Origin of the sequence: Xanthomonas sp. 3793, from assembly GCF_024806835.1 — a bacterium.
GTDB classification, from domain to species: Bacteria; Pseudomonadota; Gammaproteobacteria; order Xanthomonadales; family Xanthomonadaceae; genus Xanthomonas; species Xanthomonas arboricola_F.
Map to the genome: position 1 here is coordinate 267,127 of NZ_JANTYU010000003.1, position 19,467 is coordinate 286,593.

Annotated in this window: 11 protein-coding genes and 1 other RNA gene; 5 read left to right on the forward strand and 7 right to left on the reverse strand. The window is 67.3% G+C overall.

Translation table 11 applies throughout. The features are described 5' to 3' along the window. Nucleotides 1-105 precede the first annotated feature (105 nt). From FHY18_RS11580 to purL, 3 genes are all read right to left on the reverse strand, one after another. Nucleotides 106-1,983, reverse strand: a complete 1,878-nt coding sequence (locus FHY18_RS11580) for a S8 family peptidase (protein WP_259154987.1) — start codon at nt 1,981-1,983, stop codon at nt 106-108. A gap of 102 nt (nt 1,984-2,085) precedes the next feature. Continuing rightward, nucleotides 2,086-6,045, reverse strand: a complete 3,960-nt coding sequence (locus FHY18_RS11585; protein ID WP_259154988.1) for a YadA-like family protein — start codon at nt 6,043-6,045, stop codon at nt 2,086-2,088. 674 nt (nt 6,046-6,719) lie between these two features. Continuing rightward, the gene (gene purL / locus FHY18_RS11590; protein WP_259154989.1) at nt 6,720-10,772 is read right to left on the reverse strand and encodes a phosphoribosylformylglycinamidine synthase; all 4,053 of its coding nucleotides are present in this window, start codon (nt 10,770-10,772) and stop codon (nt 6,720-6,722) included. A 353-nt stretch (nt 10,773-11,125) separates the two neighbouring features. On the opposite strand from purL, the gene FHY18_RS11595 reads away from it, so the two are divergent. Beyond that, a non-coding RNA gene (locus FHY18_RS11595) (sX9 sRNA) lies at nt 11,126-11,200 on the forward strand. Between the two features lie 119 nt (nt 11,201-11,319). On the opposite strand, the gene FHY18_RS11600 is transcribed toward FHY18_RS11595, so the two are convergent. After that, a complete protein-coding gene (locus FHY18_RS11600) occupies nt 11,320-12,123 on the reverse strand; it encodes a DsbC family protein (RefSeq protein WP_039425013.1) in 804 nt (267 codons plus the stop codon). 445 nt (nt 12,124-12,568) lie between these two features. On the opposite strand from FHY18_RS11600, the gene xerD reads away from it, so the two are divergent. After that, nucleotides 12,569-13,540 (forward strand): site-specific tyrosine recombinase XerD, encoded by a 972-nt coding sequence (gene xerD, locus FHY18_RS11605; RefSeq protein WP_259154992.1) that lies wholly within the window; start codon nt 12,569-12,571, stop codon nt 13,538-13,540. Between the two features lie 329 nt (nt 13,541-13,869). Then, nucleotides 13,870-14,337 carry an RDD family protein gene (locus FHY18_RS11610; protein ID WP_259154993.1) on the forward strand — a complete coding sequence of 156 codons (468 nt, stop codon included), beginning with the start codon at nt 13,870-13,872 and terminating at the stop codon, nt 14,335-14,337. Nucleotides 14,338-14,654: 317 nt separating this feature from the next. Here FHY18_RS11610 and FHY18_RS11615 read toward each other — a convergent pair whose 3' ends face one another. The 3 genes from FHY18_RS11615 to lptF are packed head-to-tail and all read right to left on the reverse strand — an operon-like array spanning nt 14,655 to nt 17,171. After that, entirely contained in the window at nt 14,655-14,984 is a 330-nt protein-coding gene (locus FHY18_RS11615; RefSeq protein WP_259154994.1) for a hypothetical protein, read from the reverse strand. 1 nt (nt 14,985) lies between these two features. Further along, nucleotides 14,986-16,092 (reverse strand): LPS export ABC transporter permease LptG, encoded by a 1,107-nt coding sequence (lptG, locus tag FHY18_RS11620; protein ID WP_259154995.1) that lies wholly within the window; start codon nt 16,090-16,092, stop codon nt 14,986-14,988. Then, entirely contained in the window at nt 16,089-17,171 is a 1,083-nt protein-coding gene (lptF, locus tag FHY18_RS11625; RefSeq protein WP_259154997.1) for an LPS export ABC transporter permease LptF, read from the reverse strand. The genes lptG and lptF overlap by 4 nt, the downstream gene beginning before the upstream one ends. 107 nt (nt 17,172-17,278) lie before the next feature. Between lptF and FHY18_RS11630 the strand changes: the two genes are divergently transcribed. Further along, entirely contained in the window at nt 17,279-18,763 is a 1,485-nt protein-coding gene (locus tag FHY18_RS11630; protein ID WP_259154999.1) for a leucyl aminopeptidase, read from the forward strand. Nucleotides 18,764-18,884: 121 nt separating this feature from the next. Beyond that, entirely contained in the window at nt 18,885-19,310 is a 426-nt protein-coding gene (locus FHY18_RS11635) for a DNA polymerase III subunit chi (protein ID WP_057673282.1), read from the forward strand. The last annotated feature ends 157 nt before the right edge of the window (nt 19,311-19,467 follow it).

Below are 19,467 nucleotides of genomic sequence, written 5' to 3' on the forward strand. Positions count from 1 at the left end.
CCGCCAGCCGGCCACAATTGCCTGGCTGGCTCGCCGGCGTTGGCGCCGGAGGCAATTGCGCCAAGGAAATGACGACTACGCCAGGTACCGCTGCCAGGCGTCGACTCATTGGCGCGCCAGCAGACTCACGCCATCGAAGCTGGCCCCCTCCAGTTTGAGCACATAGGTGCCTGCACGCGGCGCGGTAAAGCGCACCGTCTGGCTGGTGCCGCTACGTGTGGAGGCGCCATCGTTGTCGTCGGCACTGGGGACGCGCCCAATCGCCACGTACAGCGACGCCTGGCCGCTGCCACCGAAGCTGAGAAAGCTCAGCACCTGGCCTGCGGACGCCTGAAAGGTGAACACACCCGCATCCCCGGCCACATTGGACACGCCGCGCTGGACAGTGCCGTTTCGCAAGGTCTGGGCATCCAGCGTGCAACCCAGGTCATCGGCATCGCAACGCCGCAGTGCGCGGGCGACCGCCGCGCCCGCGTCGACAATGCCGGTACCGGCCGGGGTTGCCGCAGGCGGCGGCACCGGGAACGTCCGCGCGCTGCGCTTGAGCAGATTTTCCAGTGCCGCCGGCGACAGCGGCGCCTTGCCATCGGCAATCAACGCGCTTTGCACCAATGCCGCCACGCCAGCCACATGCGGCGAGGCCATCGAGGTACCGGCAAACGTGCTGCCGCCGTAGGTGTACTGCCCCGAGGTCGGAGTGGTTTTGCCGGTGTAGAACGTCTGCCAGATGAAGCTGCGGATCGGGCCATCGTCGGTGGCAAAGAACTGCGAGCTGCCGCCGGGGCCGGCCAGATCGACCTGACGGCCGAAATTGCTGTAATCGGTCAGCCCGCCGGTCGCGCGCGTGGCGGCCACCGCGATCACATTGGCGCAATTGGCGGGGCTGGACGTCGACACGTCCGAGGCCTCGTTGCCCGCGGCAACCACCACCGTGGTGCCGCGCGATACCGCACCGTTGATCGCTGACTGGGTCGCCGCATCGCAGGCCCCGCCGCCGCCCAGGCTCAGGTTGATCACTTCGGCAGGATCGCGGTTGTCCGGCACACCGTCGACATGCCCACCGGACGCCCAGACGATGGCGTCGCTGATGTCCGAGCTATAGCCGCCGCAATGACCGATGACGCGCACCGGAAGAATCTTCGCCTTGTTGGCGACGCCGGCTCCGCCGATTCCGTTGTTGGTGAGTTCGGCAACCGTGCCGGCCACATGCGTGCCGTGCCAGCTGCTGTCTGCAGCCAACGAGAAAATGCCGCAATCGCCATCCTGTTCGACCCAGTCGCCGCGATCCAGCCCGCCCGGTGCGCGCGCATCGCTGTCGCGCCGCGAGACGAACGCATCGGTGATGAAGTCATAGCCGGCCAGGACGTTGCCTGCCAGATCGGGATGACTGGGCAGGATGCCGGTATCCAGCACCGCAACCACCACACCTTCGCCGTGCGTGCTGCTCCAGGCCGGGGCAACATTGATGCCGCCCACCGGGTCGAGCAGATGCCACTGGTTGGTCTGCAGCAGCGGGTCGTTGGGCAAAGTGCCGCCGGTGGTTTGCAGCGGATACATGCGTCGATCGACCTGTGCAGATTCCACTGCTGGATCGGCCGCCAATGCCTGCACAAGCCGATCGGCATCGGCACGACCGAGCTGGGCGGGCAGCCTGATCAATTCACCGCCCACCGCCAGCGTGCGCAGATACGCAGGCGCCACAGTGCCGCCCGCCCGCGCAGCCGGTGCCAGGCGGATCGAGGCACGCGCTGCCGCAGCGGTGATCGTCATCGATGCACTGCGCCCCACATCGCGCGCAGCCACGCGCCCGGCGCGGTATTTGACGATGATTCTGCTGACCGACGCGTCGGCCATGGCCTGTCGACGCTGCGCGCCAGCTGCTGCCGGATCGCGTGTTGCCGCGCCGGCCACCCCGATGCCAAGGGATAGCAGACATGCACAGCAGACGAGTGCAACGATGCGAGAAGAAAAGTGCTGGATCACGATGGAGTTCCTTCAAGGTGGATGCAACGACAAGGACGGGGAGAGCGCAGCCCGGCGTCAGGCCGCGCGTTTGGATGCAAGCGCGCACGCTATTGCTGAGGGTTACCAGCCGAAACCGGCACCCACGCCGATCGAGCTGTCATCGCCGCTCAGCGCACCGCCCACGGTCAACGTGGCGCGCGGGCTGATCGCACGCTGGTAGCCCACCGACAACGCCGACTCGCCGTTCTGGAAACCGACACCGGCACCGATGCGGTTTTGCGAGGCGATACCGGCCACGCTGGCGGACATGTTCAACATCGCCGAGCTCATCGCGCCCTGACGATCCAGGCGACGGTTCTGCCGACGCAGACGGTCCTCGATATCGCCCTGATAGCTTTCGAAGCTGTCGGCCATCGCGCTGTAGCGGCTGTCGGTGTAGCTGTTGGCCGCGGCGACGCCGCTGTCCAACTGGCCCTTGTTCACCGCATCGGTGGCACGCGTACCGGCCGCCACATTGGCCACCTGCCGCTCGCCCCCGACGCTGCCCACCGACACCGTGTTGGCGCGATCGGCCACCGAGCCCTGACCCAAGGCCACCGCACCTTGTGCACTGGCACGTGCGCCCTGGCCGATGGCGGTACCGGACGCCGCACTGACCTGCGCACCCTCGTCCATCGCCACCGCATTGGTCGCCACCGCCGCAATCTGCGTATTGGCACCGACCGCAGTACTGCCGTCGGCATTGACGCGCGCATTGCTGCCGATCGCGGTGTCGTTGGGGCCGTGCACGTAGGCGCTGCCGCCGATCGCGGTACCGGTGACGTGGTTGGCCACTGCCGACGCACCGACTGCGGTGGAGGTTGCCGCCGGCGTGATGCTGCCGACCACTGCCGCCGTCGGGGTGCCTTGCACGCCATCGGTTGAGCCAAGGCTGCGTGTCGCCGTGTCGCCAGCTGCAGCGACAACAGCCGTCTGCGCGGCCGCGGTGGATGTGGATTGCACAGCGTCCACCGCATCGCCTGTAGCGCCCGCCCCCATAGACCGCGCACCTGCCGACGTCATGCGCGCTGCAGACGCGCGCGATGCGGTTGCAGTCCCCGCACGCGCATCCAGCTCGGTGACCTTGCTGTCCAACGCAGTCAATGCAGCCCCCACGTTGCTGTAACTGCTGCCTTGAATCACATAGGTCGGCGCAACGAACACACCTTGTGCGCCGATCGCCGCACCGCCACCGAGAAAGCTCGCCGCATTGCTCAACGATTGGAACAGCTGGCCACCGTTGATCGCCTCCAGGCTGCCGGCGGCGATCGCACCGGCACCGACGTTGACGAGACGACGCGTTGCCGGACCGCCACGGCCGTTGCCGTTACCCACCGACACCACATTCACCTCGCTGCTGCGTGCGCCCGCGCCCAACGCCACCGAATCGGCACCACTGGCACCGGCATTGGCTCCCAGAGCAACCGCGTTGCGACCGCTCTCGCGGGTAAAGGCGTTGTAGCCCAGCGCCAGGCTGTTGTTGCCCAGTGCGCGCGCCTGTACCCCCAAGGCCACTGCGGCACTGCCCGCTTCGCCGACGAATACACCGACGCTGGCATCGCGCCCGATTGCAATCGCATCCGGCGCATCGGCCTTGGCATTGGTGCCCAAGGCGATGTTGTCGCCGTAGAAGATCGAGGTATCGGCGCCGCTGCCGATGGCAATGCTTCTGGTCGATGCGGCACGCGCGTCGTAACCGATGGCAACCGCTTGTTCGGCCTGCGCGGACGCAGATGCGCCCAGCGACACCGTGCGTGGCCCGAACGAGCCAGCGCTATGGCCGATGGCCACCGCATCGACGTTGTCGTCGTTACCGAAGACATTGGCGTTGTAGCCCAGCGCAATCGCGTAATCGGCCTGGCTGCGCGCACCGGCACCGATGGCGACACCACCCACCCCCGAACTGGCTGCGTTCTGCAGCGTGTTGCTGATCAGCGAATAGCCGCCGATGGTGACGCTGCGCTCCCCGAAGGCTGCCGCGCTGCTGCCCACGGCCACGCTGCTTTCGCCGTTGCTCAGCGCGTCGAAACCGACCGCTGTGGTCAACCTGCCTGCGGCGATCGCATTGAAGCCCAACGCCGACGAAGCAGCGCCACGTGCGGCCGAAAAGCCGCCGAGCGCCGTCGTGGTGTCTTCCCGTGCCTGGGCGCCGAAGCCGACTGCGGTGGACTGCGCGCCGACTGCCGATGCACCGGTGCCGACCGCCGTGGCGAACGTCTGCATCGCAAGCGCACCGCCACCCAATGCCAGCGCACCGCGCGCCTGTGCGGTGGTCGCACGCTCCTGTTGACCGACGATGAAGCCGCTGGCATCGAACAACGGCACACTGGCCACACCGCCCAACGCGACGGCGGATGCATCCGACGCGCTGGCATTGCGGCCAACCGCCACCGCATCGCGGCCGACTGCCGCGCTCCCGGAGCCGAATGCGTTCGCGCCCTCGCCCAGCGCATTGCTGGCGCTGCCCAGCGCAATGGCGTTGCTGCCCTCTGCAAATGCGGCCGGCTCGTCCACATCGGACTTGGCCGACGCCAGCTGGCTGTCCAGACGCAGGGCAACTGCACGCACGCCATCGAGCTGGCCCACGTTCACCGCGTCGGTTGCTTCGGTGCCGGCGGCGACACTGGTGATCTGTCGGGTCAATCCGGCCTGCACATCGCCCACCGACACCGTGTTGCTGCGGTTCGCATACGAATGCGCGCCCAAGGCCACCGCGCTGGCGGCCGAGCGGTTCCAGGCGTCGTCGACCAGGTTGCCCACCCGCGCACCGTAGCCGATCGCCAGCGCATCCACGCCATATGTCTGCGCGTCCGCACCGATGGCGGTATTGTTTCCATTGAACCAGGAGGTGGCCGCACGCGCGCCCAGTGCGATGCTGTTGTCGGTCACGCTGGCTGCGTCATAGCCAATCGCCAGCGCACCGTCGCCGGACGTCAGCGCCCCGCCACCCAGCGACACCGCACGCGGCGAAAACGCGCCGGCGGAATGCCCGATGGCGATCGCATCGGTATTGCCCGGCCGATTGGGGAAGATATTTGCGTTGTAGCCGATTGCAATCGCGTAATCGGACTGACTCTGCGCACCTGCGCCGAGCGCGATGCCGCCAAGCCCGGTCGCCGCATTGATCGCGTTCTGCGTGCTTTGGCTGGCGCCGCCGATGGCGACGCTGTCGGCACCGCTGGCAAGCGAACTGTTGCCCACTGCCACCGTGCTGATGCCGGTACCGCGTGCGCCAAAACCCACTGCAGTGGCGAAATCGGCGCTTGCGTTGGCGCTGTAACCCAGCGCCGCACCGCCAAACCCGGAGACCTGCGACAGGCCGCCCACGGCAGTGGCACCATCCTGCGACGTGCGTGCGTGATAGCCCAGCGCCGTGCTCTGCACACCGGCGGCAATGCTGCCGGTGCCGACCGCCGTCGTCAGCGGGTCGACTGCCTTGGCACCGCCACCGATTGCGGTGGAGGCGACGCCGGTGGCCTCGGTGGTCTGCTCGCTGCTGCCGACGACAAAGCCGAATTCGTCGTAGTCGTACACCGTTGCAACGCCGCCAACCGCCACCGCAGAGGTACCGATCGCCACCGCATTGCGCCCCACTGCCGTGGCATCGCGCTCCAGTGCCAGGCTGCCCGCTCCCAGCGCGCTGGCGCCATCGGCAAGCGCATTGCTTGCCGCCCCCAGCGCAATGGCGTCGCGCCCGTCGACGAAGGGAGGCAGGTCGGCATCGTCTTCGGTCGGCATCGACGCGGTGGCCATGGAGGTCGGCGCTGCGGCACCGGCAACCAGTCCCGTCGACGCACCAGCGGCAGCCAGTGACTGCGCGCACAGACGTTGACCATCGACCACGCTGCACTGCGTGGCCGGATGGCGCGCCTGCGCCATTGCGTCGACCGTGATGGAACCGCCCGCCAGCACCATACAGATGGCAGCGGCAAGGCCACCGCGTGCATGCACGCGGCACCGCGCCTGCATGTTCGAGATAATCGGGAAATGCTTCGCCTTGCCGGAGGGCGACTGCCCCGCGGCATTTTCGATATTCTTCATTAAACACTTACTCCCCATTATGGTCTGGCGTGTGAGAACCGACCACCGCACGCCTGATCGGCGCGCAGTCCCCCTGAGGTTTTATCGAGCGCAGCAGCTCTCCTTCACCGGAATTCACCGGGAAAAGAAGCGACAGTTGAGTGCGTAGCGGACGAGCGACGCGTACTGGATACGTAACGCTCGATGAATTTATTGAAAACCCGAATAACTAAATGCGAATCGCATCACGCACACAGAAAAAATTACCTTCAATTCTAATAACTAGCATTTTTGATAGTTACTCGAAGCAAACCTTATGGTTTTTACGGAACCTTGTTGCGGTTGCGCAGCCGCACCTGATCACGCGCCGCAGCTTGTCGATCGCCGCGCTGCAGCCCGGTATGGGACGCGCTGCCGACTGGGCAACCGCACCGACCGCCACGCGGGGCCAGACTGACCAGAACGCGCCAGCAGTCGTCCAACACATGGGGATTGCACGCGTCTTCGGGCGACAGCACCGATGCAGTGCGATGTGCGGTACAGCCCGTCACACCAAGACAGCCATGCACGCACTTGCGATGACGTGACCGCGCACGCCATGGCAGCACACGAAAACGGCCGTGTGCATCGCTGCACACGGCCGTCGGCGGAGGCACGCGACGCGCACTCAGCGCACGCGGCTTCGGATCATCGACTCAACCGCACCACACACGCGCGTTACGGAACATCCGCAGCCACGGCGAATCGTCGCCCCAGTCGGCCGGATGCCAACTCAGGTTTGCCGTGCGCGGCGTGCGCTCGGGATGCGGCATCAGGATGGTGGCGCGGCCATCGGTACTGGTCAGCCCGGTGATACCGTCCGGCGACCCGTTCGGGTTGAGCGGGTACTGCGATGCCACAGCGCCGTTACCGTCGACAAAACGCAGCGCCACGCGTGCGGCGGCCTGGTCCACGGCCGTGTCGAACTCCGCACGGCCTTCGCCATGCGCCACTGCCACCGGAATCCGCGAGCCGGCCATGCCGCGCAGGAAGATCGACGGCGACTCCACCACCTCCAGCAACGCGGTGCGCGCTTCGAACTGCTCGCTGCGATTGCGCAGGAAACGCGGCCAGTGCCCGGCACCGGGAATGATGTCCTTGAGCTGGCTGAGCATCTGGCAACCGTTGCACACGCCCAGCGCGAACGTATCGCTGCGCGCGAAGAACGCGGCAAACGCATCGCGCAATGCCGCGCGTTCCAGGATCGAGGTGGCCCAACCGCGGCCGGCACCCAGCACATCGCCATAGCTGAAACCGCCACAGGCGGCGAAGCCGGAAAACTGCGCCAGATCCACGCGCCCTTCGATCAGGTCGCTCATGTGCACGTCGAACGCGCTGAACCCGGCACGTTCGAAGTTGTAGGCCATTTCGATCTGCCCGTTGACGCCCTGCTCGCGCAGGATCGCCACCTTGGGCCGCGCACCGGTCGCCACGAACGGCGCGGCCACATCCTCGGAGGGGTCGAACACCAGCTTGGGACGCAGGCCGGGCGCCTGGAAATCGCGCGCCAACGCGCGCTCCTCGTCTGCACTGTCTGGGTTGTCGCGCAGCTTCTGCATGGCGTGGGTCACCGACCACCAGGCATCGAACAATTCTTCCCAACGCCATTCCGCCAGCACACGCCCCTGCCCGCTCACGCGGATACGCGGCGCGCCAGTGGGGCGTGCGATACGCTGCGCGCATTCGGTCAGTGCATGCCGCTCGACCAGATCGGCAAACGCGGCGCGATCTTCGCTGGCGATCTGCACCACCGCACCGAGTTCTTCATTGAACAGGCTGCGGAACGCGTCTTCGCCCCACGCATCCAGGGTGATATCCAGGCCCTGACGCGAGGCAAAGGCCATCTCGCACAGCGCCGCAAACGCACCGCCATCGCTGCGATCGTGATAGGCCAGCAACAGCCCGCTCTGGCGCGCATCGCGGATCAATTCGAAGAAACTGCGCAGCCGCTGCGCATCTTCCAGATCCGGCACTTCGCCACCGAACGCCGGCAAGGCCGCATCGTCGGCATACACCTGCGCCAGTACCGAGCCACCCAGACGCTGCTTGCCGCCGCCCAGCCCGATCAACCACAGCTCGCTCTCTTCGTCGTTGCGCAACAACGGCGTCAGCTGCGTGCGCACATCGCCCACAGGCGCGAACGCACTGATGATCAGCGAGACCGGTGAAACGCTCTTGTGAGCGATGGGATTGGGGATTGGGGATTGGGGATTGGTAACAGCGGAGGGCTCTGGCGTTTCGCCAATCCCGAATGCCGAATCACCAATCCCGGCTTCAACCCACTGCGCCTGCATCGACAGCGAGTCCTTGCCCACCGGCACGCTCAGCTCCAGCGCCGGGCACAGCTCCATGCCGATCGCACGCACCGCGTCGTACAGCAAGGCGTCTTCGCCGGCATGGCCGGCCGCGGCCATCCAGTTGGCCGAGAGCTTGATGCTGTCCAGCGACTGCACCGGCGCGGAGCACAGATTGGTGATTGCCTCGCCCACCGCCATGCGCGCGGACGCTGCGGCGTTCAACAGCGCCAGCGGAGTGCGCTCGCCGATCGACATCGCCTCGCCGGAGAATGTCTCGAACCCGGCCAGGGTGATCGCACAGTCCGCCAGCGGCAGCTGCCACGGCCCGATCATCTGCTCGCGCGCGGTCAGCCCGCCCACGCTGCGGTCGCCGATGGTGACCAGAAAGCTCTTGGACGCCACCGTGGGATGCGCCAGCAAGCGCAAGCCGGCCTCGTGCAAATCCAGCCCGGCAGTCTGCAGCACCGGCCACTGCGGCGCCGGCGGATGCACCGCATCGCGATGCATCTTCGGCGCCTTGCCGAACAGCACGTCCATCGGCAGGTCGATCGGGAGCGGGGATTGGGGATTGGGGATTGGGGATTGGTTGGAAGCAACGGCGGACCCGGCGACTGACGAATCGCTGTTGCGACTCCCCAATCCCGAATCACCAATCCCGTCCCCAAACACGCCATAGCCCACCACCAGCCGCTCCTCGGCCGTCGCCACGCCAACCGCCGCAAACGGGCAGCGCTCGCGCGCGCAGATGGCGGCAAATTCGTCCAGCCGCGCCTGTGGCACGCCCAGCACGTAGCGTTCCTGCGATTCGTTGCACCACAGTTCCAGCGGCGACAGCGAGGGGTCGTCGGTGAGCACGCGACCGAGGTCGATGATGCCGCCCACGCCCGAATCGTGCAGCAGCTCGGGAATGGCGTTGGACAGCCCGCCCGCACCCACGTCGTGGAACCAGCGGATCGGGTTGTCGATCCCCAGCGCCACGCAGCGGTCGATGACCTCCTGGCAGCGGCGCTCCATTTCCGGGTTCTCGCGCTGCACGCTGGCAAAGTCCAGCGCCTCGGCGCTGTCGCCGGCCGCCACCGAACTGGCCGCACCGCCGCCCAGGCCGATCAGCATCGCCGGCCCGCCCAGCACGATCACCGCATCGCCGGGCTGCAGGCGCAGCTTTTCGACCTGGTTGCGATCGATCGCGCCCAGGCCGCCGGCCAGCATGATCGGCTTGTCGTAGGCGCGGGTCAGGCCCGGGCCTTCGGCAAGCTCGAAACTGCGGAAATAGCCGAGCAGGTTCGGCCGGCCGAATTCATTGTTGAATGCAGCGCCGCCCAGCGGGCCGTCGAGCATGATGTCCAGCGCCGGAGCCATGCGCGGGTTCAGCGCGCGCGGCGCTTCCCAGGGCTGCGGCAAGGTCGGGATGCGCAGGTGCGAGACGGTGAAACCGGTCAGGCCGGCCTTGGGTTTGCCGCCGCGGCCGGTGGCACCCTCGTCGCGGATCTCGCCGCCGGCGCCGGTGGCCGCGCCGGGAAACGGCGCGATCGCGGTCGGGTGATTATGCGTTTCCACCTTGATGGCGAATGCCGACGGCAGCACCGCTTCGCTGCGGTACTGGCCGGTGGCCGGGTCCGGGCGATAGCGCGCGGCCGGCACGCCTTCCACCACCGCCGCGTTGTCGCTGTAGGCCGACAAGGTGTGCTGCGGGGTCTGCTGGTGGGTGTGCTTGATCATGCGGAACAGCGAGCGTTCCTGCGGCTTGCCGTCGATGGTCCAGCTGGCGTTGAAGATCTTGTGCCGGCAGTGCTCGGAGTTGGCCTGGGCGAACATCATCAGCTCGACGTCGGCCGGGTCGCGGCCCAGCTCGGCGAAGCGTTCGCGCAGGTAGTCGATCTCGTCCTGCGCCAGGGCCAGGCCGAGGTCGCGGTTGGCCTGCTCCAGCCCATCCAGTGGCACGCGCTGCAGATGACCGGGCTCGGGCACGTTGAACAGCGCTTCGGCGGCCGCGGCCGAGCCGAGCAACGATTGCGTCATCGGATCGTGCAGCAGCTTGGCCACGGCGGCCTGCGTCGCGTCGTCGGCCGGCCAGCCGGCCAGATCGATGCGGGTACCGCGCTCCACGCGCTGGATCGGCTGCCCGGCGCCGCGCACCAGTTCGGTGGCCTTGCTCGACCACGGCGACAGCGTGCCCAGGCGCGGCACCACGTAGCGCGAGGAAGCCGCCTCGGCCCGCGGCGCGGGGGCGGCTTCGGCCTGCAGGATCCGCTGCAAGGTGGCCTGGTCGGGCGCTTGCCCGGCCTCGGCGCGGATGAAGTAGACGTGCCAGGCGCCGGTGATGCGCAGCGCGGGGACGAGGGTTTGCAGGCGGGTTTCGAGCCGAGCGCGGCGGAACGGCGAAAGGGCGGAAGCGCCCTCGAGGACCATCATGTCCGGGGAACCGTGTCAGAAACGGGGCTGCAGATTGTAACGGAGCTGATGGGCCGGCGCCGGACCTGGCGTGGGTGGGCCACCAATCTGTCGGCTGACGCGTCGCAGGGACTGCCCCGATTCGGCACATTCCGGCCCGATGCGGCAACGGCGAAGACGGATGGCGATGCCAGCAGGAAGTGCGGCGCACAGCTGTCGCCGGCCTGGGTAACAGCGCGCGTGCGAGGTCAGCAGCGTTGGCCGACGCCGGTCCGCCGCTGCTCCAACTCCACAACCCCTGCGGCCAGCCTGAGCGCGGCTGACAAAACGGCGGTGCTCACCACCAGGCGGGCGCGGCCGGTGCCGGGTGCGGCATGGACCACGCGTACACGCCGGCTCCTTTGCGCCATCCATGCCCATCTGACGACTGCCCGCTATGTTTGTCAGCCGCTCCAGCCCCGAAACGCAAGAGGCCGGAATGCATGCGCATTCCAGCCTCTTGATCGATCACACCAACCGCCGCAGCGGCCAGCCTCCAGGCAGCATCATCGCGCCGCCAACGGATCCCTCAGCGGCTGCCGCCGGCAGTGGTGACCGCGCGCTTTTCCAGCGCTTCGCGCAGCTGCGCCGGCGGCAGATAGCCACCGAGCTGGGTGCCGTCCGGCGCGAAGATCGCCGGGGTGCCGTTGACGCCCAGACGCTGGCCCAGCGTGTATTCCATCGACACCGGGTTCTTGCAGTCCTTGGAGTTCACCGGCTGGCCCGACTTGGCTGCGGTCAGCGCCTGCTTGCGGTCGGCCGCGCACCACACCGCGATCATTTCCTTGTGGTCCTGGCTGCCCAGGCCCATGCGCGGGAAGGCCAGGTATTCCACCGCGATGCCCTGCTTGTTGAGCTCGCCGATCTCGCTGTGCAGCTTGCGGCAGTAGCCGCATTCCACGTCGGTGAACACGGTCACGGTGTACTTGGGGTTGGCCGGCGCGAACACGATGCGGTCGGCCTTGGGCACGGTCTCCAGCTGCTTGCGGCGATACGCCAGCAGGCCCGGGCTGGCGGCGAACTGCTTGTTCTGGATGTCGAACGGCTGCGCCTGGATCAGGTAACGGCCGTCATCGCTGACGTACAGCACCTGCCCGCCGACCACCACTTCGCGGAACCCGGGGAACGGCGCGGCGCCGATGTAATCCGGCTTGAAGTCCGGGTCCAGGGCCTTGAGGGCGGCGCCGACGCGCTGATCCACATTGCCGGTCGCGGCGGGGGCGGCAGCGGCGGCTGGCTTGGCGCCGGCGTTGCTTGCCGCAGGCTGCGACGATTGTGCGCAGGCGGTAAGGCTGAGCGCGCCCAGCAGCGCGGCGATGGCAAGACGATACATTCACGCATCCAGTGGAATCGGGGTAGCTCGATTCTCGCACAGGGTGGATGAAGCCTGGCAGCGGCCGCGACAGTTTGTTCGCTCGCTCGCCGGCGAGTTCGTGGCACTCCCGGTCCGGACAGGCGGATTGTTGCGCTTGCTGTCGCTGCGTCAGCGCTTGCGGGCATTGACGCGGGAGTCGGCACGGCGGGATTGCCGGTGACGGCCGTCGCGCCCGGGTGCGCTCCTACGTGTGTGATCCCGGGTGTGCTTTGCTTGCTGTCCTGCGGCAATTCTCCGTGGCCTGGGAGCCGGCCATGGCGCTGTTACGCAGCATCAGGCGTGGCGTGCGACTTCCTTGGGGCGCAAACCTCGGCCACGATGCGGCAAGGCAAGCGCTGGCAACACCTGACCGATAACCAGCGTGGCGCATCGCATTCCGCGCGTCACGTTCTATGCTGTGGCGATGTCAGCCAGCAGCCCTGCCGAACGTCGCCAACTCACCCAACAGCTGCCGCCGGTGCAGGCGGCCGATACCGCCGCCATCGAGCGCTTTCTGGATCGCTTGTGGGCCGAGCAGGGCGTGGCGCGGCAGACGCTGGACAGTTACCGGCGCGACCTGGAAGGGTTGGCACGGTGGCGCGACGGTGCCGGCGGTGGATTGCTCGGCATCGATCGGTCGGTATTGTTCGATTACCTGCGCTGGCGGACCGAGGCCAGGTACTCGCCGCGCAGCAATGCCCGGCTGTTGTCGACGTTGCGGGCCTTCTACGGCCTGTGCCTGCGCGATGGCGTGCGCAGCGATGATCCCACTGCCCTGCTCGACCCACCCCGGTTGCCGCGCTCGCTGCCCAAGGCGCTGACCGAAACCCAGATCGAGGCCTTGCTGGCGGCGCCGGATGTCCAGGCACCGCTTGGCCTGCGCGACCGCGCCATGCTCGAGTTGATGTACGCCGCCGGCCTGCGGGTCAGCGAGCTGGTGAATCTGCCGGCGGTGGGCGTCAACCTGCGCCAGGGCGTGCTGCGAGTGACCGGCAAGGGCAGCAAGGAGCGCCTGGTGCCGCTGGGCGAAGAGTCGCAGCATTGGCTTGAGCGCTATCTGCATGAGGCGCGCCCGCTGCTGGCCGGTCACAAGGCCGTGGCCGCAGTCGACGGGCAGGTGCCGTTGTTCATCGATGCGGCACGCCAGCCGCCCAGCCGTCAGCACTTCTGGACCTTGGTCAAACGCTATGCGGCGGTGGCCGGCATCGACCCGGCCACGGTCAGCCCGCACGGCCTGCGCCACAGTTTTGCGACCCACCTGCTCAACCACGGCGCAGACCTGCGCGCGCTGCAGATGCTGCTGGGCCACAGCTCGCTATCGACCACCCAGATCTACACGCTGGTGGCAAGGCAGCACCTGCAGAAGCTGCACGCCAAGCATCACCCTCGCGGTTAGCGAACCTAGCGCAAGACCCAGCACGCGCGCCGCATTCACTCGCGCGCATCACACAGGCAGGAGCGCACCTGGGCGCGACGCTGTCATCGGAAAGCCCTTAGGTCACACGTGCCCGGATCCCAAGCACGGCCTGGGTGACACGAGACGGCGCGAGCCCACATTGTTTCCGTAGCGCCTGGACCGCAGCGGCGACAGCCCCTGCGCCGCCACCGAGGCTCTGGCCGCAGCCACCTGGCGGACCGCACAGCCAGCGTCGGCCGCTGTGCGTTGGGGACTGCATTAGTGCAGCGCGGCGTTGCCGCATCGCTGGCGCCGGCTATGCTCGCGCCATGACTTCGATCGCCGCATCCGATTCCCCACGACCGGCCGCCCTGCTGCACTGGCGGCTATTGTCGATGTGCTACGACGCCTGGCCAGTGCTGGCGCTGTGGATGTTGATTTCGGCCGGTTTCACCCTGGGTTTCACCCTGGCCGGGCACCCGGCGCGCGAAAACATCGCACCGTTCAGTGCCTGGCAGTGGCTGCTCTGGCTGTGCTGCTGGGTCGCCGCCGGGGTGTACGCCACGCTGAGTTGGCGCCGCGGCGGCCAGACCCTGGGCATGCGTCCCTGGCGACTGCAGCTGGTCGGCCCGCAAGCCTCCTGGCGCGCGCTGTGGATCCGCTTTGCGGTGGGCACGCTGTCGCTGGCCTTGGGCGGACTAGGATTCTGGTGGGCCTGGGTCGATCGCGATCGGCTGACATGGCACGACCGCGCCAGCGGAACCAGAGTGCAGCGGATGGTCAGACCCAAGGCCTAGCCTATGGCGCTCACCGCCGCGCCGGTGCAGCCGATGCTCGATGCGACAGGGGCGACCCGCATGCTCAGGTTCTGAGCGCGCCGTCCGCACCCACCTGATGATTGGCTCGCTACGTCTTCCTGGTGGCTCACACTGTCAGCGGCGCTACGCGGCACGCGCACGGCGTGAGGGACGCACAACCGGGACCAGACCACAGCGACTTTCAAGCCACCGGCCTGACGGTTGGATGTGGATGTGGCAGCGACGGACCGGCCCCCGCGAATCCAGCTAATCGAGGTCGCGTTATAGACAAAAGCAGGGCGGCAGCAGAGTGAAACTCACTGTCCGCGCCCATCCGTATTGGATGGGTCTTTCCAAGCCGGGCCATGGTCTCTGAAGGTGTTCTCCAGCGCACGGCCCAACAGATAAAGCGCCAGGAACATGGGCGCCACCATCAGCGTATAAGCCGTCGCCCAGGATAGCTGGACCGGCAGGCGCGTCAGGCCCAGGCCATCTGCAACCATCATCTGCAACATCACTGGCAGTTGCTTCCACACCAGTTGGCTTTTGTAGTCGACCTGCGGGTCGTGCGCAAAGCGCTGACAGAACGCAATCAGTGCCGCATACGGCACGCACATCGCCAATCCGGTCAGGCTCAGCCGGCGCACGTCAGCTACTTCGCCGCCGGAACAACCATGCCGACACGCCCAGCATCACCATCGGCGGCAGTGCGTAGGCGATGCGGTAATCGAGCTTGAGCGCGCCTGCCATGCGGCCGAAGAACAGCTGCAGCAGCCAGAAGCCGAGCGCGAACAGGATGCCCAGGAACAGCCGCTTGCCCAGGCCGCCGCTACGCAGCGAACCGAACGAGAACGGAATCGCCGCCATGCACAGCGCCAACACGTTGAGCGGGTAGAACCAGCGGCTCCAGTACTGATCCTCGTAATCGCGCGCATCCAGGCCGTTGCGGCGGCGGTACTCGATGCTCTGCTCCAGCTCGTGCGCGGAGAGGTTGCGCGGCTTGGCCAGGCCGGCCGCCAGCGCCGCCGGGCTCAGCTGCGATTGCCATGGCAGCTCGGGGAAGGTTTCGCGCTGCACCGAGCGTTCCTGGAAGGTATCGCGACGCACCTGGCGCAAGGTCCAGCGGCCGTCGCGATGCTCGGCCACGGATGCGTAGGTGAGCTGCTGCAGCCTGCCGTTGGCGTCCAGGTGATACAGCCGCACATCGTGCAGGTCGAGCGCGGTGCCGCCGCCGTCGAGCAGCTTTTCTTCGCCGCTGAGCGCATTGAGGAAGGTGTCGCCTTCGCGTGCCCACAGGCCCGAATAGCGCGAGGACGCCATACTGTTGTTGTAGCGGGCGCTGGCCTTGAGCGTATCGGCCTGGTTCTGCGCCCAGGGGCCCACGGTCTCGCCGCTGATCACCATGGAGGCGGTCAGCAAGGCCATCGCTGCGACCACCGAGGCCGACATGCGCTTGCGCGAGACGCCCAGCGCCCGCAAGGCGGTCAGCTCGGATGTGGCCGCCAGTTGGCCCAGGCCCATCAACGCGCCGATCACTGCGGCGGTCGGAAACAGGGTATAGGCGCGACGTGGCACGGTGTAGGCCACAAAGGCCACCGCGTGACCGAAGCTGTAGCTACCCTGGCCGATGTTCTTGGCCTCGCTGGCAAACGCGTTGACCAGGTCCAGCCCCAGCAGCACCGCCCAGGTCAGAAGCACGGTGAACAACACCGCGCGACCGACGTACCAATCATGGACCCGCGGGGTCAGCCTCATGCGCCCGCCCTCGGCCGACGCACGCGGCCATCGCGCGCATACGCCCAGACCGCCACCGTCAGCAGCGGCAGCGTCAGCCACCACAAGCCCAGCGCAGCCGGGGTCTTGCCATTGGCGATCCACTGGGTGCCGACGATCATCAGGTTGGTGCCCACCATGTAGGCCAGGAAGGCCAGCATGATCCGGCCGTAACGCTGCTGCCGCGGCGCGCTGCGCGACAGCGGCAGGGTCAGCAGGGCGAACGCCAGCGCCAACAGCGGCGGCGCCAGGCGCTCATGCAGCTGCGCGCGCGCCGCCGGACGCTCATCGGACAGCAGCTGGGTGGTCCACATCACTTCCGGGTCGTTGGCGTCGTGGGTGCGGGTGCGGTCGGGCAAGGCCACGTCGTTGCTGGCGAACTTCATCAAACGGTAGTCCAGGGTGTCGCCGGCGGCCGGGCCTTCGATGCGGTAGCCGTCCTCCAGGCGCAGGTAACGGTCGGTCTTGCCTTCGAAGAACATCGCGCCACGTTCGGCAGTGACCACGTCCAGGCGGTCGTCCTTCTGCCGTTGCATGAAGACCTTGCCCAGGTTCTTGCCGTCGGCCGAGATGGTGGTCAGGTACACCACCCCGCCGCCGGACAGCGGGGTGAACTTGCCCGACTCCAGGCCGGCCATCAGCACGCTGCGGTTGGCGTCTTCCAGCATGGTTTCGGCGGTGCGGCTGGCCCACGGACCCAGCCACAGCGAGCACAGCCCGATGATCACCACTACCGGCACCACCAGCATCAGCATCGGCCGCAACATGCGCCTTGGGCCTACGCCAATGGCGGTGATGACGGCCATTTCTGAATCGCGGTACAGCCTTGCCAGGGCCAATAACAGGCCCAGCATCAGCGCCAGCGGCAGGATGATCGGCAGGTAGGCTACGAACTGCAGGCCCACCTGGGACAGCAGCAAGCGAGCAGGGATGCGGCCATCGGCGATATTGCCGAGGATATCCACCAGCACGCCGCCGACGCTGACGACCAGCAGCACGATCAAGGTGGCCAGGAAGCTCTGGGTGAAATCGCTAAGCAGATATCGATCGAGCTTCGGCATAGGGTGGGCTTGTTTTAAACTCTCGGATTCGTTCGCGGCGTCGCCAGCCTAGTGCGGTTGGCGTAAACAGCCCGCGATTGTACGGATTTGCCTACGGAATCTGATCAATGGCCCTGCAATTCACCCTGAACCAAGACGCGCCGGCAAGCGCCGCCGTCGACTGCATCGTGGTTGGCGTGTTCGCCGACAAGACCCTGTCGCCCGCTGCGCAGGCGCTGGACAGCGCCAGCCAGGGCCGTTTGACGGCGCTGGTGGCACGTGGCGATGTGGCTGCCAAGACCGGCAGCACCACCCTGGTCCACGACCTGCCCGGCGTGACCGCTCCCCGTGTGCTGGTGGTGGGGCTGGGCGAGGCCGGCAAGTTCGGCGTGGCGCCCTACCTCAAGGCGATCGGCGATGCGACCCGCGCGCTCAAGACCGGCGCGGTCGGTACCGCCCTGCTCACCTTGACCGAATTGCCGGTCAAGGCGCGCGACAGCGCCTGGAACATCCGCCAGGCGATCATCGTCAGCGACCATGCCGCCTACCGCTACACCGCCACGCTGGGCAAGAAGAAGGTCGACGAGAGCGGCCTGACCACGCTGGCGATCGCCGGCGACGACGCCCGCGCGCTGGCCGTGGGCGTGGCCACCGCCGAGGGCGTGGAGTTCGCCCGCGAGCTGGGCAACCTGCCGCCGAACTACTGCACCCCGGCCTACCTGGCCGACACCGCGGCCGCATTCGCCGGCAAGTACGCCGGTGCCGAAGCCGAGATCCTGGACGAGACCCAGATGGAGTCGCTGGGCATGGGCTCGCTGCTGTCGGTGGCCCGCGGCTCGGCCAACCGCCCGCGGCTGATCGTGCTGAAGTGGAACGGCGGCGGCGACGCGCGTCCCTATGTGCTGGTCGGCAAGGGCATCACCTTCGACACCGGCGGCGTCAACCTCAAGACGCAGGGCGGCATCGAGGAAATGAAATACGACATGTGCGGCGGCGCCAACGTCATCGGCACCTTCGTCGCCACGGTCAAGGCCGAGCTGCCGATCAACCTGGTGGTGGTGGTGCCGGCGGTGGAAAACGCTATCGACGGCAATGCCTATCGCCCCTCCGACGTGATCACCAGCATGTCCGGCAAGACCATCGAAGTGGGCAATACCGACGCCGAAGGCCGCCTGATCCTGTGCGATGCGCTGACCTACGCCGAGCGCTTCAACCCCGAAGCACTGGTGGACGTGGCCACGCTGACCGGCGCCTGCATGGTGGCGCTCGGCCACCAGACCGCCGGCCTGATGAGCAAGCACGACGACCTGGCCAACGAACTGCTGGCCGCCGGCGAGCACGTGTTCGACCGCGCCTGGCGCCTGCCGCTGTGGGACGAGTACCAGGGCCTGCTGGATTCCACCTTCGCCGACGTCTACAACATCGGCGGCCGCTGGGGCGGCGCGATCACCGCCGGCTGCTTCCTGTCGCGCTTCACCGAAAACCAGCGCTGGGCGCACCTGGACATCGCCGGCGTGGCCAGCGACGAAGGCAAGCGCGGCATGGCCACCGGTCGCCCGGTGGGGCTGTTGACGCAGTGGTTGCTGGACCGCGCCGCAAGCGGCGCGGCGTGATTGGGGAGTGGAGATTCGGGATTCGTGCGAGCGCACGCATCCCGCCGTCCTTAGCACCTTGCAGGCAGACAGTGACCCGCTGTCACCAATCCCGAATCCCCCTCAACGAATCCCCGCCCTGATGCCCCGTGCCGACTTCTACCTGATCGCCAAACCGCGCTTCCTCGACGAACCGCTGCGGCTGGTCTGCGAGCTGGCGCGCAAGGCCAACGACGCCAACCTGTCCACCCTGATCCTGGCGCGCGACGCCGCGCAGGCCGAGGCGCTGGATGACCTGTTGTGGGCATTCGACGACGAAGCCTACGTACCGCACCAGATCGCCGGCACCGACGAGGAAGACGAACTGGCGCCGGTGCTGATCGCCGCGCCCGAGTTCGCCGCACCCTCGCGCCCGCTGGTGATCAACCTGCGCGACGACCCGTACCTGGGCGCCTGCGACCGCGTGCTGGAAGTGGTGCCTGCCGACCCCGCCGCCCGCGAACCGCTGCGCGAACGTTGGAAGCAGTACAAGGCCCTGGGCCTGGAACTGACCAAGTACGACATGTGAGAGGGGCGGGGATTTGGGATTGGGGATTGGTAAAAGCAGGTTTTTTGCGCATCCCAATGCTGCATCCAACGACGAATCCTCAATAGCCTATCTTCGCTCCACCGCACCACCGCTGATGTTGATGAGTGTAGTGCCAGTGATTCTCGCCGGCCCCATG